Genomic DNA, 15,244 nt, shown 5'->3' with positions numbered 1-15,244 from the left:
CGTTATTACTCCCCCACGAAGCGGAGAGTGATAACACGCATCTCGAAGTTGAATTGGTATATGACTAAGGATTGAGAGAGATGATGAATAAGACAATTGTTGTTGGTCTAGGAATAGTTTTATTGGCGCTAATCGGGTTCTTCGTTTATGTCCAGCAGGGTTCTGACCGGAATAATTCAGGAAATATCGACTACCCTCCAGTAAAAGTGGCTCTGGCAGAGGTAAAAAAAACCACTTTAGTAAAAGCATTATATGGCGTCGGAGAACTTGAAGCTGAGCGACAAGTTCATCTGGCGGCAGAAACCAGTGGCAGGGTCGTCAAAATTGAATTTGAATCGGGTCAATATGTAGAAAAAGGGCAATTATTGGTGCAAATCAACGATGCGGTTGAAAAGGCAGATCTTGCCCGCCTAAAGGCGCAATGGAGAAATGCGGAGCGGTTATATCAACGCACTAATAAATTATTTACCAGCAAGGTCGTTTCCACATCAGAATTGGATAAGGCATTAGCAGAGCGCGATATGGCATCAGCAGCCATTCGTCAAACAGAAGCACTGATTGCCCAAAAAAACATTCGGGCACCTTTTTCAGGGGTGATGGGAATAAGGCAAATACACGAGGGACAATACCTGAATGCCGGAGATGCGATTGCCACTTTGGTGGATGCTAACAATCTGAAACTCAATTTTTCTCTGAATGAACAGACAAGCCCTGAATTGCATGTCGGGCAGTCCGTTAACCTACAGGTTGATGCGTATCCGAATCAAAATTTCCCCGCCACTGTCAATGCGATAGATCCGTTGATTGGTAATTCCCGCACGGTGCAAGTACAGGCTCGGCTGAATAATGCCGGCGGAAAACTGAAAGCCGGCATGTATGCCAACATTCAGGTTATGCGCCAGAATAACCAGCCAGCGCTGGTTATCCCGGAAACTGCCGTCACCTATACCGCCTATGGTGACACCGTTTTTGTTACTCAACTGACGGAGCAGGAGGAAAATCAAGCAGGCAAGCCGGTCACTTCGCAGGGAATGACCGTAAAACGGGTTTCGGTTGACGTTGGCCAGCGTTGGGATGGCTTGGTTGAAATCAAAAAAGGGTTGTCTCAGGGGGAGCAGGTCGTCACATCAGGACAAATGAAATTAACGGATGGGACAGCAGTTGTTGCCATTGCCGTCGATACGCTGAAGGCAGCGGAATCAGCGGCTACGGATTCTTGATGGAGGCGGAAAAATGACTTTTACCGATCTTTTCGTTCGTCGTCCGGTACTCGCATTGGTGGTGAGCACATTGATTCTGTTACTGGGCGTGTTTGCCGTGAGCAAACTTAACATTCGGCAGTATCCACAACTAGAAAGCTCAACCATCACCATTACAACGACCTATCCGGGGGCATCCGCCGATCTGATGCAAGGGTTTGTCACCCAACCAATTGCACAAGCCGTCTCTTCTGTCGAAGGGGTGGATTATCTATCTTCGTCTTCTGTACAGGGTAGGAGTGTTGTCACTGTCCGTATGGAATTGAACCGTAATTCAACCCAAGCCCTGGCACAAGTCATGGCCAAGGTCAATCAGGTCAGGTACAAGCTGCCGAAAGAAGCTTATGATCCCGTCATTGAACTTTCATCGGGAGAATCCACGGCTGTGGCTTATGTTGGATTTTCCAGTGATACTCTGTCGGCATCGGCACTGACTGATTACCTCTCCCGCGTGGTTGAACCCATGTATTCGTCGATTGAGGGCGTTTCAAAAATCGAAATTTTTGGCGGGCAGAAACTCTCCATGCGCCTGTGGCTGGATGTGGACAAGCTGGCAGGGCGTGGATTGACGGCCGCCGATGTTGCCGCCGCCGTCAGGCAGAATAACTATCAGGCGGCACCGGGTAAAGTCAAAGGGGAGTTTGTTATTTCAAATATCCATGTGAATACTGATCTGACCAGTATCGAGGATTTTCGTGATCTCGTTATTCGCAATGACGGCAATGCATTAGTCCGTCTGAAAGATGTTGCCACTGTGGAGTTAGGTTCTGCCACAACAGACAGCAGCGGTATATACAATGATAAAATGGCGGTGTATCTGGCGTTATTTTCCACCCCAACGGGAAATCCGCTAGTGATTGTTGATGGCATCAATAAGCTGTTTCCCGATATCCGGAAAACTCTTCCACCCGGTGTGGAAGTAGAGTTGTCATTTGATACTGCTCGTTTTATTAATGCTTCAATTAAAGAAGTCGTACATACCTTACTGGAAGCACTAATCATTGTAATTACCGTGATTTTCTTCTGTTTAGGCTCATTACGTAGCGTACTGATCCCAATTGTCGCCATTCCTTTATCGATGTTGGGCGCGGCAGGACTCATGCTGGCCTTTGGTTTTAGCATTAATTTATTGACGCTATTGGCAATGGTGTTAGCTATCGGGTTGGTGGTGGATGATGCTATTGTCGTTGTTGAAAACGTTCACCGCCATATTGAAGAAGGGAAACCACCAGTTATTGCCGCGTTAATCGGTGCAAGAGAAGTGGCAGGACCGGTCATTGCGATGACGATTACACTGGCTGCTGTTTATGCGCCGATTGGCTTAATGTCAGGGCTGACGGGAGCACTGTTTAAAGAGTTTGCGCTGACATTAGCCGGTTCCGTTATCGTGTCTGGCGTGGTGGCGTTAACGTTATCCCCAGTGATGAGTTCTTTTTTACTTCATTCTAAACAGAATGAGGGGCGAATTGCTCGGTCGGCTGAGGTTTTTTTCGAAAAATTGGCGCATTATTATTCTCTCGTACTCAATGTTTCATTGCGCTACCGTTGGGTCATGGGCGGGTTTGTCTTACTGGTTGTGATCAGTTTGCCTTTGCTGTATCAACATGCTCGGCAGGAGTTGGCCCCCTCGGAAGACCAAGCCGTGGTGCTGGCCGCCATCAAATCTCCGCAATATGCTAATTTGGATTATGCAGAACGTTTTGCTCATAAACTGAGTGGCATCTTCCGCGAAATCCCAGAGGCGGTCGAAACATGGATTGTCAATGGTACTGATGGGCCTTCGGCCAGTTTTGGTGGAGTGAATTTATCGGCATGGGATGAACGTAAGCGCTCAGCGGCAGAGATTCAGGCGCAATTGCAAAGTGAGGTCAATGATGTTGAGGGAAGCAGTGTCTTTATCTTCCAGCTCCCCCCATTGCCAGGTTCTACGGGAGGCTTGCCGATTCAAATGGTACTCCGCAGTGTTGAAGACTACCCTGCGCTATACCGGACGATGGAAGAGATCAAACAACGTGCGCGTGAAAGTGGGCTGTTTGTTGTTGTGGACAGCGATCTGGATTACAACAATCCTGTGGTACAAGTGCAGATTGATCGTGCCAAAGCCAATAGCTTAGGGATAAGAATGCAGGATATTGGCGAATCTCTTGCGGTGCTGGTCGGGGAAAACTACATCAACCGGTTTAGTATGCAAGGCCGCTCTTATGATGTTATTCCGCAAAGTATCAGTCGTCAGCGATTAACGCCGGAAGCATTGTCTCACCATTATGTCAGGACGGAAGACCAAAAAATGATCCCGCTTTCGACCCTCGTTTCTGTCTCGACAAGAGTCGAACCCAACAAACTGACCCAATTTAACCAACAGAATGCGGCTATTTTTCAGGCTATTCCCGCCCCTGGGGTCACATTAGGGCAAGCAGTAGATCTTCTTGAGGGTATTGCGGGTGATCTGCCGGCAGGTTACAGCCATGACTGGCAATCAGACTCCCGCCAATATAAGCAGGAAGGGAACGCATTGGCTCTGACGTTTCTGGCCGCATTGGTGATCATCTATCTGGTATTGGCAGCGCAATATGAAAGCCTGGTTGACCCGTTGATTATCCTTATCACCGTACCACTTTCAATTTGTGGTGCCCTGATACCGTTGGCGATGGGTTATATCACCTTGAATATTTATACCCAGATTGGTCTGGTGACATTAATCGGGCTTATCAGTAAACACGGTATCCTGATGGTGGAGTTTGCCAATAAATTGCAGGAAAGTGAGGGGCTGGATAAACGTTCTGCCATCGTACAGGCGGCGAAAATTCGCCTTCGTCCAGTATTGATGACAACGGCGGCGATGGTGATTGGTTTGATCCCATTGCTATTTGCAAGTGGAGCCGGTGCCAACAGTCGTTTTGGTATTGGGCTTGTGATCGTCACCGGAATGTTGGTGGGAACGTTTTTCACCTTGTTTGTGTTGCCGACGATATACGTATTTTTGGCGAGAAATCACACAGCAGCAGCGGTAACACCGAGAAAACAGCTATTGAATAAAGCAGATGAGATACTGAACTCAAAACATTAACCTGCTGCCAATATCTCCCCGCAGAGCGGGGAGATATCTTATTTATAATTTAGGTTGTTTCTTCATTTCAATAATACACTCCCTACTGCCGGTTAGGGAAAGTTTCAAGTCTTGTATATTGGTGATTGTCAGGCCAGCGTGTTCTGCGATCGATTGAAATTCAGACTGATATCGTGCTTTACCTGACAACATAATATCCATATATAGATCAAATGATGCAGCATCTGAAATGTTGGGTTCTTTAACCATCTCAATAATATATAAAACAGAGTTTTCACTCATTGCATCATGGCAATTTTTCAGAATATTAATCGCCCGATTATCCGGCCAATTATGCAAGACATTTTTTAAACAATAGGCATCATATCCGGATGGAATAGTAGAAAAGAAATCTCCATTGATAAATGTAATTCCTTCTGACTCATTTCGGGTGAAATCATATTGATCCATGACATGACATTGAATATCAGGGTAGTGCATTTTTATATTTTTTGCCAAAGAGCCTAACCCTCCACCTATATCAATAATTGAAGAAATCCCATTTAAAGAGATAGAGTTAATAATATGTTTACTCATTACCTCAGACATTTTTGCCATTAAATTATCAAAGTCCATTTTGTGGGAATGGTTTTCCTCATGATTGAAATAATCATAAAGGGGTTCATTATGATAAAGCTCAAAGGCAGATTTACTGTTCGTTTCAGTTAAGGATGCGCTGTATTGTGACCAGGCGTTCCAGATTGCTGGGTTTAGCTCGAATTTTATATGCGTTGTTTTAAAACTGTTTGGATTACTGAGTGATAAGCATGGCTCAGTAAGGTAAAACTTATCCTCTTTTTTTTCTAACACTTTAAGGGATTGCATATAGTTACATAACCGTTCGATTTTATCTTGTGGAATATTGCATAATTGGGCAAGTTCTTTCACCGTTCTCCCTGCTTGGTTATTTAAGTATAAAGGTGCTTTGCTCTCTACAAAGGCAAATAGTGCTGCCGATTTGCGATAAGCTACCGTCAGTTCAAATAACATTATTTATTTTCCTTATTCAAATTTTATCAATAGGGTCGAAAAATATTTTTTACCGAAAATTTTATTTTGCGAATTCATTAGTATGAAAAAATTCAATTACGAAATATTGTTAACTATCTGGTTACGCTATCTTTTTAGCTTACATCATTCTATACAGGGCGGGATTCCACTTTAATTAAAAATTAATCATTAGTCAGGTATTGATAATTTTATACATTCAATACGATATCATTGATAGATTCCTATCTCTGGTCTGTATGTTTATTGAAAGAAAAGAGTGTTACTTTTGCTCATGATAACCATATTAAAAATGTGAGATCTTGCCTATCATTCTATATGAACTGTTACCACTACATGGCATCAAATAATAGTATGAAATTGATAAACATTATAATGTAGTGATGTGATGGACGTCCCTTTTTCAGCAGCAAATAGTGCCATCTTTTTTTCTGATGCACTGAATTTCGGGAGAACATCTCATGAATACGATTAAAGTCATTGACATTGACCTCGCCAAAAACGTTTTGCAAGTCTGTGTCTGGATGGAGGACGGTTCTGTCGCCTCGAACCGAAAAATTTCACGGCAAAAATAGTCAAAAAACAGACCAAAGCATTGATGAATATTTATACCGTCATCGCCGTTTGGTGGAAAATGCTATTGCTCGAATAAAACATTTTCGAGCAATAGCAACGAGATACGATAAATTTGAACGGAATTATGCCAGTATGGACTCTCCCGTAAAATGAGTATGCTATTCATTTTGGTACAATTGACGCCATGTGGGACGTCCATCTCATCAGATTAAGTCTGAATTACTAACATTGGCAAAGCAAGGTGAGATCACCGGACGGTTACACTATAAGGCCGGAAATCTGAGAGGAATCACGCCTCATCTCTCAATTCTCGCACAGTACCAAAAGCTAAGTGATTGGAATGCGTTCATTAATTCCAAGGATTGCGCGTTGGTGCACCATAAACAAGTGCTTCAGTCGTGCAGTTCGTATCAAATTCAGGTGTCGTAGATCGCCCGAAAAAATTAAATCCAGCCTTGCGAAGACGCAAGGTCTTATATTTCCCCGCATCTTGAAGTTGGCTTGGTATACAACATTACTTATCTGGTTCAAAGTTTGATGTTGAAAATTTGTGATAGGTGTTTTGTATATCTAAAAAATAGGCGAAAAATATGCAGTCACTGATAGATTTTAAGTGGGAAAAGAGCACTGTATATATTGCAGAGGATAAAAAAATCAGGTTATTATAAATAAAATTAATATTAACGTTAAACTAATCTCAATTCGGTAGAACAGTCGAAATTTCTAACATTTCCTTAAACCAATCTGTTATTGACCCTTGAGGAGATAAATAATGGTTACTACACATCATCATATTCATCACTATAATATCCGCACTCGTTATGCAAATATATCGGTCATCGATACGGGCGGAAATGGATTGCCCGTTTTGTTAATTCATGGCAATTCAAGCTGTAAAGAAATATTTCGTCATCAAATTAACCAATTAAAAGGACAGTATCGGGTTTTGGCGTTAGATTTGCCAGGGCATGGTTCATCATCAAATGCCAGTGAACCACGTCAGGCCTATTCAATGCAGGGTTATGCACATACGGTCATTGAGGTACTGGAAAAAATAGGCATTAACAGAGTGGTGGTGTTTGGTTGGTCATTAGGTGGTCATATTGGGTTGGAAATGTTGGCGTTATTTCCTAAGATGATTGGCTTAATGATTTGCGGTACGCCGCCGGTATCCGCCGGTGCCGATAACGTGGCTCTGGGTTTCCGCCCTGGTTTGGGGCTTGCCGGTAAGGTGGAATTTACTGAGGAAGATATCAAAATTTTTGTATCTGATACCTATGGTGTTAATGCTCCTCATGAACCTTTTATCATTGAAGCGGTGGTAAGAACAGAGGGATTGGCCCGGCAGTCTATGTTTGAGGCCTTTCTTTCTTCTCAGGCAACGGATCAAAAACTATTGGCCGAATCCAGTGAAATGCCATTGGCGATTGTTAATGGAGCAGATGATCCTTATATTAATTTTGATTATATTAATGGTCTGAATTACCTAACTCTTTGGAAAGGAAAGGTATTTAATTTGTCTGGTGTTGGTCATGCCCCGTTCTGGGAGGCACCGGAATTATTTAATCCTATCCTGGTCAAATTTCTTAAGGATTTTCAATGAAACTAAGTGTAATAATCCATTGATTATGATAAATAATAGAGGGAGACTTTTATTACCTATTTATTTAGTAAAACACGTAAAAGCGCTCCCACTATTATATTTTAAGGTGTCATCACTTCACTGTTATCTCTATTCTAACCTCAGTTTTTTACTGTAATAGCAAAATTCAGGCTAGAATATAATTCAATAAAAACAAGAATATCTTTGTTTTTCGTACAGTGTTATAACTAAGTTACAGTTATAAGCAAAAGCCTTTAGCGAGTTTAAGAGCGGTACCGCCATCAGGTATTATATTACATAAATTGTCACATGATTCCCGTACATCTGGATTAAACGCTTTACATAAAAACGCATTTGCGTTAGTTGTGATGATTGTTCCTACGAGTAATGAAAGCATACAAGCAGCTAATTTTCTTTTCATAATCTGTACCTCATAGAGTTAGGAATTAACATGAATAAAAACATAACGATAAATTATGTAGAAACGAAGTTGACGTTAGAACGAGGATTAATGTCAACATACTCATTTTTACAAGTGTTCTGTGTTTTTTGCTATTGATTTTTTTATTGTATTGATGTTCTATTTACATTTTTTTAACAATTTGTTTTTTATTATTTTATAGAAAAAATGATCACAAAAGAGATAAAAAAGCGTTTTGAATGGATTTATATATTTTAAATAACGTTAAGGGAATGTTTTATTTTATGTGTGATAATTATTAGGGTTATTTATTGTATTCGCGGCCAGATAAAAATTAAAATCCACGCGGTTGCGTGGATTTTATGTGGTTTCTCTGTCTACGTGAGTTTCAGTGGAACCTCATGAGATTACACAAGCGATTTAGACGTTAAACAAGAAATTCATCACATCGCCATCTTTAACGATATACTCTTTTCCTTCCGCACGCATTTTGCCCGCTTCTTTCGCACCTTGTTCACCTTTGTAAGTGATAAAGTCTTCAAACGAAATAGTTTGAGCACGGATAAAGCCCTTTTCAAAATCAGTATGGATTTTACCTGCTGCTTGTGGGGCGGTTGCACCAACCGGGATCGTCCAGGCACGAACTTCTTTCACACCTGCGGTAAAGTAGGTTTGCAGATTCAGCAACTGGTAACCGGCACGAATGACACGGTTCAAACCCGGCTCTTCCAGACCTAACTCTGCCATAAATTCTTCGCGGTCAGCATCTTCCAACTCTGCGATATCGGCTTCAATCGCTGCACAAACAGGAACAACAACGGAACCTTCTTTTTCAGCAATGGCGCGGACGGTATTAAGGTGTGGATTATTTTCGAACCCATCTTCATTGACGTTGGCAATGTACATGGTCGGTTTCAAGGTCAGGAAGCTTAGATAGCGAATGATCGCTTTTTCTTCCGCACTCAGATTTAAAGCGCGTAGCATACCTGCTTGTTCAAGGTGTGGAAGGCATTTTTCTAAGACTTCCAGTTCTGCTTTAGCGTCCTTATCGCCACCCTTGGCTTTCTTCTGGATACGATGGATAGCACGCTCGCAGGTATCCAAATCCGACAGTGCCAGTTCTGTATTGATAATGTCAATATCAGAGGCAGGGTCAACCTGACCAGAAACGTGGATAATGTTGTCGTTTTCAAAGCAACGCACCACATGGCCAATCGCTTCTGTTTCACGGATGTTGGTCAGGAATTGGTTACCTAAACCTTCACCTTTTGATGCACCTTTTACCAGACCGGCAATATCTACGAATTCCATCGTGGTTGGCAGAATGCGTTGTGGTTTCACAATCTCAGCCAACTGTTCAAGACGCGGATCTGGCATCGGTACAACACCTGTGTTTGGCTCGATAGTGCAGAACGGGAAGTTTGCTGCTTCGATACCTGCTTTGGTCAGCGCATTGAATAATGTAGATTTCCCGACGTTAGGCAGGCCAACGATACCGCATTTGAATCCCATATATTTATCACCTTAAATCACTTATAAACCAACAAGAATAGGCTTGTCGGTGAGTTTACAAAATTGGCGCTATTATACACGCAATAGCCCGATGCGCCATGCACTCCCAGTCAAGCGCTGGCTTTAAAGGCATGCAGACGATTAATTGCCTTGTTCATGCCATCTTTAATCAGGATGTCAGTACAGCGCAACGCTTCATCTATGGCATCGTCAATCAGTTTTTGTTCGCTGACAGGCGGCTTGCCGAGGACAAAACCGACGACCTTGTTTTTATCGCCCGGATGACCAATACCGATACGCAGACGGTGGAAGTTAGGATTATTACCGAGTTTGTTCTGAATGTCTTTTAAGCCATTATGACCGCCATTGCTGCCACCGAGTTTCATTTTTGCCACTCCAGGCGGTAGATCCAACTCGTCATGGGCCACCAGGATTTCATCCGGCAGAATACGATAAAATCCAGCAAGGGCAAGGACAGATTTACCGCTTAGATTCATGAAAGTGGTGGGGACCAGTAAACGAATATCCTGCCCATTCACGTTGATACGGGCGGTATAGCCAGAAAATTTACTCTCTTCTTTCAGGGATTGGTTATAGCGTTGTGCTAACAAATCAACAAACCATGCTCCGGCATTATGTCTGGTCTGTGCATATTCGGCTCCAGGGTTTGCCAGGCCAACGATTAATTTTATGTTACTCACGGTTTAATTTCGCTTATTGGCAATAGAACAAAAAGGAGATTAGTTTACCTATCTCAAGGCTTGAGTACAAAACTGATTTAACAAAGATTATTCTGATGGAATGTAAAAAAATTAGGCTTAAATTTGTACAGCTTGTGATCGCCGCCGCAATAACCTTTCATATAATAAGCCTATAATTAATCTTGAAGAAGATATCTACTTTCGTGCTTTTGCGTTCGTTGTCTTTGCAAATTAGCGTTCACAAAAAGTATTGGAGGTTGGTTATGAGACGTAAAAAGGCTTTTATTTTTGGCAATATTCTCATGGGAGTGGGCATGGCGGCAATGCTTATTAGTTTAGCGTATGTATTGCTTAGTCATATCTTTAATTTTGGTCTTTCGGAGTTTTTGACAAGCCTCTCACTAATGGGATTGTTTGTTGGGGCGTTTATTTGGCTGGTAGGAGCCAGTATTGGCGGCCGCGAACAGGTTACTGATAAATATTGGTGGCTGAAGAATTACAATGAACGTTATTGCCGTAAAAACCAGCGACATTCGTGATTATTTTGGATAAGGCGGTCATGGCTACCGCCTTATCCTTATTGGTTAACTGTTCAGTATATTAAAAGCTGACATTGAAGCCGAGATTGAAATAGTAGTCATGATCCGGTTCATTATCATTTTTTTCATGTGATACGGCGGCAAATGCGCGAAAGTCATTGGTCAGGTTGGCATTAACACCGACCGTATATTGGACATGATCTCTATTCTGTTTCCCTCCCGGTTGGACGAAACTTGTTTTGGTCGCATTGATCGCGCTGCGAAGAGCATAGCGTTCATCATCGAATTGATGGTTGAACAGAATAGAAGCATAAGGATTGAAACGGCCCAGTTTAGTATCTACGCGCCAACCCACCGAGCCAACTTTTGAGTGATAGCGTTGATCTGCAAAATGCATGGAGGTGCTGTTGTTACCTGTTTCACGATAGCCATCAACCTCCCCTTTATCCCATGCATATTGGATGATCGGGCTGGTAGTCAGGTAACGAGTGACTGGAATATCCCAGCCTGCTGCAATCCGCCAACCCCACTGTGTGCCCATCGTTGAACCTGATTCCCTGCGCGTGGCTTGACCAAGCTGAATGGAGCGCGACAGATTGTCGTAATTGGTACGTGAATAATGGACATCACCGTTCAGCCAGCCGCTGCCATAGTAGTTCCATAGTGTGTAAGCGGTTATGACATGACCCGTAGCAGCATAGTTGAAATTAGGTGTTGCATTTTGTTCATCTTTATAACGTGAAATTGTTGCGCCTAATAGTAAATTATTTGTCAGTTGATAATCGCTGCCCAATGAGAGGGTATTATTGCGATTGCCTGTATAGCCCCCGAATATGCCAACTTTACCTTTGGCCTGATGATTATTACGAAGTTGTTGCAGGTGACCATCAAGCGAGCTTAGTGCGGTAGTCGTTGGGACTCGGTTGATATGATTCAATGCCATCACTTGTAAAGGTGCGTTGTAGATAGACGTGATGTACTGGCCGATGACTTTGTGTGCGTAAGGGGTCGGGTGGAAGCTATCGGAAAATAAATAGGGTTGGCTTTTATCAAAGCCGGGATCGGAAGAAGAACAAACAAACGCCATCTTATCGTATGGACAGGCATAACCAAGAGTATTAGAAACACCATAAATGGTCGGATTTTCAATGACTTCATGTAAGAGATGCTTGACGTCGGCAAACAGGATATTGCCGTCAATAAGTTGATTTTCTTCGTTTTGGTTAAATGTGTTGGAAAATTGGGAAGCAGTTTTGCTGGTATTATTATAAGCATCAAGCAATTGATGATAAATTTCGTTTGCTTTGTCTGGATCCTGGGGAGAAGCACCTTCAGCAATTTTTTTAAACACCCCCTGAATGATTCCATTTCTGATTTTCGTATTCGGTGTCGGGTACTTGTTGATAGCTTCATGAGCCTGTTTCAGAATGTTGTCGATTTCGTCCTTGGGTATTTTGCTTTTTTCTAATGCGCCTTTAAGCACGGCTTCCATAATTTTAGGGGTCGTACCAATATCGGGAACATTAGGTACAATAATTAACCCCGCTCCAGCCTTAATGAGTCGATTAATCTGCGATGCGGCGGATGCAGAACTGTCATTGATACGCTGTTGTGCTGTTTTTTCGTCACCTTGCGCCGAATCTCGCAGAGCCTGAGATATATCATTGCCTCCCACCCAATGTATGTATAAACCGTTCGGATCAGCCCGTCCTGAGTGCGCTTGCAAATAGTCATCAAGCTGTTTTTGTGTTGAGTGGAAAATATAATCATAGAATGGATCCCCTGTATCACGGGCTGTTGCTCCTCCATATGCATAATTGGTCCCGCCATTTTTAGAGCGGGTCAGTTTTTTGCCAGTGAGATTTCGGGCTATATATTCATCATAGAGTTCAGCGTCTTTTCCATCGGTTGTGAATCTTCCAACATTGCCGCCATCACTCAAACTATCCCCAAAAACATACACATTGTTATAGGCATAAGCATTTGTGATGAGGTTAACTAGCAGTGCGGTCGTGGCTGATACTAAAAAGGGTGCTTTTTTCATATCGTTCTCCTGAAAAACAGCGCATTATTTTCATACCAGCCAAAACACCTTGATTTAAAAGGGTATTTACCCATTCTCCTCCGATTGATGGCTGATTTTCTGATTGTTTCAGTCCGATACTACTTCCCTTTGCATATACGAAAATTAAATGAAATGTTAACTAAGGTATGCAAATGTTGAACGATTATGAAATAAAAACGCGGGGCCATAATATTTATAGCCCTGCGTCCCTGAGTCAGTGCTTTCTTAGAAACTCGCGTTGATACCTAAGCTGAAATGGTAGCTAGGATCTTGGCTATTGCCGTCATTACGGGTGACGGAAGCAAATCCGCGCAGGTTCTTGTTCAGGTTTGCGTTCAAACCCACCGTATATTGACGCCAGTTAGTACTCTGCTTGCCACCTTCCTGTACAAAAGACGTTTTGGTGGAATTAATGGCACTGCTCAGTTTGTAGCGTGTATCACTAAATTGGTGATTAAACTGAACAGAAGCGTAAGGATTGAAATGGCCCAGTTTAGTATCTACGCGCCAACCCAGGGTGCCAACGTTAGAGGTATAATCCTGATCGCTAAAATGCATGGAAGTACTATTGTTGCCGGATTCACGGTAGCCATCAACTTCACCTTTATCCCAGGCATACTGGATGATTGGGCTGGTGGTCAGATAGTGAGTAACAGGAATATCCCAACCAGCGGTAATGCGTGCTCCCCATTGTTTACCTGTGGTAGAACCGGTTTCCCTGCGTGTCGCTTCTCCAAGCTGGATGGCACGGGTCAGGCTGTCATAATCGGTGCGCGAATAATGGAAGTCACCGCTTAACCAACCATTGTTGTAATAGTTCCACAATGTATACGCTGTCAAAACATGACCACGGCCTGCATAAGAAAAGTCGGCAATAGGTGAGCGCTCCTCTTTATAGTTAGAGTACATGGCACCCAGCAGCAGGTTATCTATCAGCTGATAATCGCTACCCAGTGTAAAGGTTTTATCCCGGTTGCCTGTGTAGCCGCCAAAGACACCGACTTTGCCCTGTTCGTTGCCACCGTTACGCAGTTGTTGCAGGTGACCATCAAGGGAGGAGAGGGCGCTTTTAACGGAGGTACGGTTAACTTGCGTCAGGGTCATTACCTGTGATGGGGCAATATAGATAGAGGTTATGTATTGGCCCATTATTTTATGTCCCAACGGAGTTGGGTGGAAAGAATCAGAGAATAAAAATTCTTTGTCTTTAGTAAACCCTGGATCGTTGACGGAGCATTTATTGGCACCTACATTTAATGCGCAGGAATAACCTAATGTATTTTGGATGCCATAAATCAGAGGATTGGCAATGACTTCATTCAACAAGCCATTGATATCGGCACGCAAGATATTGGCCTTTTTTTGGCTGATCTTCTCATCTATGAGTTTGTTATAGAGATTTGTGGAGTCTGTGGCATCCTTGCTGGCTTTTTCATATTTCTCCGTAAGCTCTTTTTCAATTTGTTCCGCAGAAGCCCCTGGAATTATTTCTGTACCTTTTTGTGCTAAGGTGTGAAACACTGTTTTTAGGGCAATATCACGAGCCTGATCATTGGGAATTTCATGTTTATTAAGTCCTACATGAACATCTTGTAAAATAGCATTACTGGTGTTTTCGGAAACGCCTTTCTCTTCCAACCCTGTTTTTATTAAGCCACCCAAAAGAGTAGGCGTCGTTCCTATATCAGGGACTGTGGGTGCGACAATCAGCCCTGCACCTGCATCGATGAGTTCATCAATTTGATTAGCGGCTTCGGTAGCACTGGTATTGATCATTTTATAAGCCTCAGAAGGATTTTTCAGTCCAACAACTAAGGCTTCGGCGAGATCGTTACCACCTACCCAATGAATGAATATGCCATTGGAATCTGCCTGATTATTGTTTTGACTGAGATAATCGCTAACCTGTTTTTTTGTAGTAGGATTTAAGGCATTCAATCGAGGATCTTGGCGGTGAATTTCAAGAGCGGTTGCGCCTCCCTGAGCATAATTAGTTCCTTTACGGTTGGAAGGCATCAATGTCTTGCCGATTATTTGCTGGGTAAAGTATTCATCATACAATACGCTATTCTTGCCATCACTGGTAAAACGGCCCAAATTCCCGCTATCACTCAAACTATCACCAAAAACATAAACTTGGCTATAAGCATGAGCATTAGAAATAGCATTGATTGAAAGCGCTAGCAGTGCAGGTGTAAATAAAAATGCCTTTTTCATTGGCACTCTCCTTAAAAAGGTCGTTTTTGCTATTAATCAACATCTTGTCTTTGGAAAAGCTTGTTTTTGGACAAAAAGCATCCTGCAACTCTTCCTCAGCAGGTTAGAGATGTTGATATGTTTAATATTGAAATAACCCCATATAAGACAGCTGACTTATTAATAACGGCTGCCTACGATTAATTATGGTTTCTGGTTATTGAACTGCCATGTTGCTTTGCATTTTTTATGGATAAT

General features: G+C 42.6%; 10 protein-coding genes and 1 pseudogene. 5 read left to right on the top strand and 6 right to left on the bottom strand.

Annotated features, from left to right (window positions below):
- Positions 1–83 precede the first annotated feature (83 nt).
- Complete coding sequence (locus AAY47_RS04175) at positions 84–1,220, top strand: efflux RND transporter periplasmic adaptor subunit (RefSeq protein ID WP_369813293.1); 1,137 nt, start codon at positions 84–86, stop codon at positions 1,218–1,220.
- 13 nt (positions 1,221–1,233) lie between these two features.
- Complete coding sequence (locus AAY47_RS04170) at positions 1,234–4,326, top strand: MexW/MexI family multidrug efflux RND transporter permease subunit (RefSeq protein ID WP_047767177.1); 3,093 nt, start codon at positions 1,234–1,236, stop codon at positions 4,324–4,326.
- Positions 4,327–4,368: 42 nt separating this feature from the next.
- On the opposite strand, the gene AAY47_RS04165 is transcribed toward AAY47_RS04170, so the two are convergent.
- Positions 4,369–5,355 carry a methyltransferase gene (locus AAY47_RS04165; RefSeq protein WP_047767175.1) on the bottom strand — a complete coding sequence of 329 codons (987 nt, stop codon included), beginning with the start codon at positions 5,353–5,355 and terminating at the stop codon, positions 4,369–4,371.
- Between the two features lie 603 nt (positions 5,356–5,958).
- On the opposite strand from AAY47_RS04165, the pseudogene AAY47_RS21175 reads away from it, so the two are divergent.
- Positions 5,959–6,102: pseudogene (locus AAY47_RS21175) on the top strand (IS5/IS1182 family transposase); the annotation flags it as partial.
- A gap of 619 nt (positions 6,103–6,721) precedes the next feature.
- On the top strand, positions 6,722–7,552 hold the full coding sequence (locus tag AAY47_RS04160) for an alpha/beta fold hydrolase (protein WP_047767174.1): 831 nt from the start codon (positions 6,722–6,724) through the stop codon (positions 7,550–7,552).
- A 238-nt stretch (positions 7,553–7,790) separates the two neighbouring features.
- Here AAY47_RS04160 and AAY47_RS21610 read toward each other — a convergent pair whose 3' ends face one another.
- The 3 genes from AAY47_RS21610 to pth all read right to left on the bottom strand — a co-directional run bounded on the left by AAY47_RS21610 (position 7,791) and on the right by pth (position 10,186).
- The gene (locus AAY47_RS21610; protein ID WP_152669758.1) at positions 7,791–7,973 is read right to left on the bottom strand and encodes a hypothetical protein; all 183 of its coding nucleotides are present in this window, start codon (positions 7,971–7,973) and stop codon (positions 7,791–7,793) included.
- Between the two features lie 420 nt (positions 7,974–8,393).
- A complete protein-coding gene (ychF, locus tag AAY47_RS04155) occupies positions 8,394–9,485 on the bottom strand; it encodes a redox-regulated ATPase YchF (RefSeq protein ID WP_047767172.1) in 1,092 nt (363 codons plus the stop codon).
- Positions 9,486–9,595: 110 nt separating this feature from the next.
- Positions 9,596–10,186, bottom strand: a complete 591-nt coding sequence (gene pth, locus AAY47_RS04150) for an aminoacyl-tRNA hydrolase (protein ID WP_047767170.1) — start codon at positions 10,184–10,186, stop codon at positions 9,596–9,598.
- Positions 10,187–10,449: 263 nt separating this feature from the next.
- Between pth and ychH the strand changes: the two genes are divergently transcribed.
- Positions 10,450–10,725 carry a stress-induced protein YchH gene (ychH, locus tag AAY47_RS04145; RefSeq protein WP_047767168.1) on the top strand — a complete coding sequence of 92 codons (276 nt, stop codon included), beginning with the start codon at positions 10,450–10,452 and terminating at the stop codon, positions 10,723–10,725.
- A gap of 61 nt (positions 10,726–10,786) precedes the next feature.
- Here ychH and AAY47_RS04140 read toward each other — a convergent pair whose 3' ends face one another.
- Complete coding sequence (locus tag AAY47_RS04140) at positions 10,787–12,769, bottom strand: autotransporter domain-containing esterase (protein ID WP_047767166.1); 1,983 nt, start codon at positions 12,767–12,769, stop codon at positions 10,787–10,789.
- A 246-nt stretch (positions 12,770–13,015) separates the two neighbouring features.
- Positions 13,016–15,007 carry an autotransporter domain-containing esterase gene (locus tag AAY47_RS04135; RefSeq protein WP_047767164.1) on the bottom strand — a complete coding sequence of 664 codons (1,992 nt, stop codon included), beginning with the start codon at positions 15,005–15,007 and terminating at the stop codon, positions 13,016–13,018.
- Positions 15,008–15,244 lie beyond the last annotated feature (237 nt).

Origin of the sequence: Xenorhabdus griffiniae (assembly GCF_001028135.1) — a bacterium.
Classification (GTDB): domain Bacteria; phylum Pseudomonadota; class Gammaproteobacteria; order Enterobacterales; family Enterobacteriaceae; genus Xenorhabdus; species Xenorhabdus bakwenae.
Note: the sequence above shows the minus strand (reverse complement) of the source record. Positions and strands in the feature narration are given on the sequence as shown.

What these genes read in the sequence shown, in the direction of transcription:
- AAY47_RS04175 (WP_369813293.1), top strand. Translation starts at nt 84, where the DNA reads ATGAATAAGACAATTGTTGTTGGTCTAGGAATAGTTTTATTGGCGCTA.
- AAY47_RS04170 (WP_047767177.1), top strand. Translation starts at nt 1,234, where the DNA reads ATGACTTTTACCGATCTTTTCGTTCGTCGTCCGGTACTCGCATTGGTG.
- AAY47_RS04165 (WP_047767175.1), bottom strand. Translation starts at nt 5,355, where the DNA reads ATGTTATTTGAACTGACGGTAGCTTATCGCAAATCGGCAGCACTATTT.
- AAY47_RS04160 (WP_047767174.1), top strand. Translation starts at nt 6,722, where the DNA reads ATGGTTACTACACATCATCATATTCATCACTATAATATCCGCACTCGT.
- AAY47_RS21610 (WP_152669758.1), bottom strand. Translation starts at nt 7,973, where the DNA reads ATGAAAAGAAAATTAGCTGCTTGTATGCTTTCATTACTCGTAGGAACA.
- ychF (WP_047767172.1), bottom strand. Translation starts at nt 9,485, where the DNA reads ATGGGATTCAAATGCGGTATCGTTGGCCTGCCTAACGTCGGGAAATCT.
- ychH (WP_047767168.1), top strand. Translation starts at nt 10,450, where the DNA reads ATGAGACGTAAAAAGGCTTTTATTTTTGGCAATATTCTCATGGGAGTG.
- AAY47_RS04140 (WP_047767166.1), bottom strand. Translation starts at nt 12,769, where the DNA reads ATGAAAAAAGCACCCTTTTTAGTATCAGCCACGACCGCACTGCTAGTT.
- AAY47_RS04135 (WP_047767164.1), bottom strand. Translation starts at nt 15,007, where the DNA reads ATGAAAAAGGCATTTTTATTTACACCTGCACTGCTAGCGCTTTCAATC.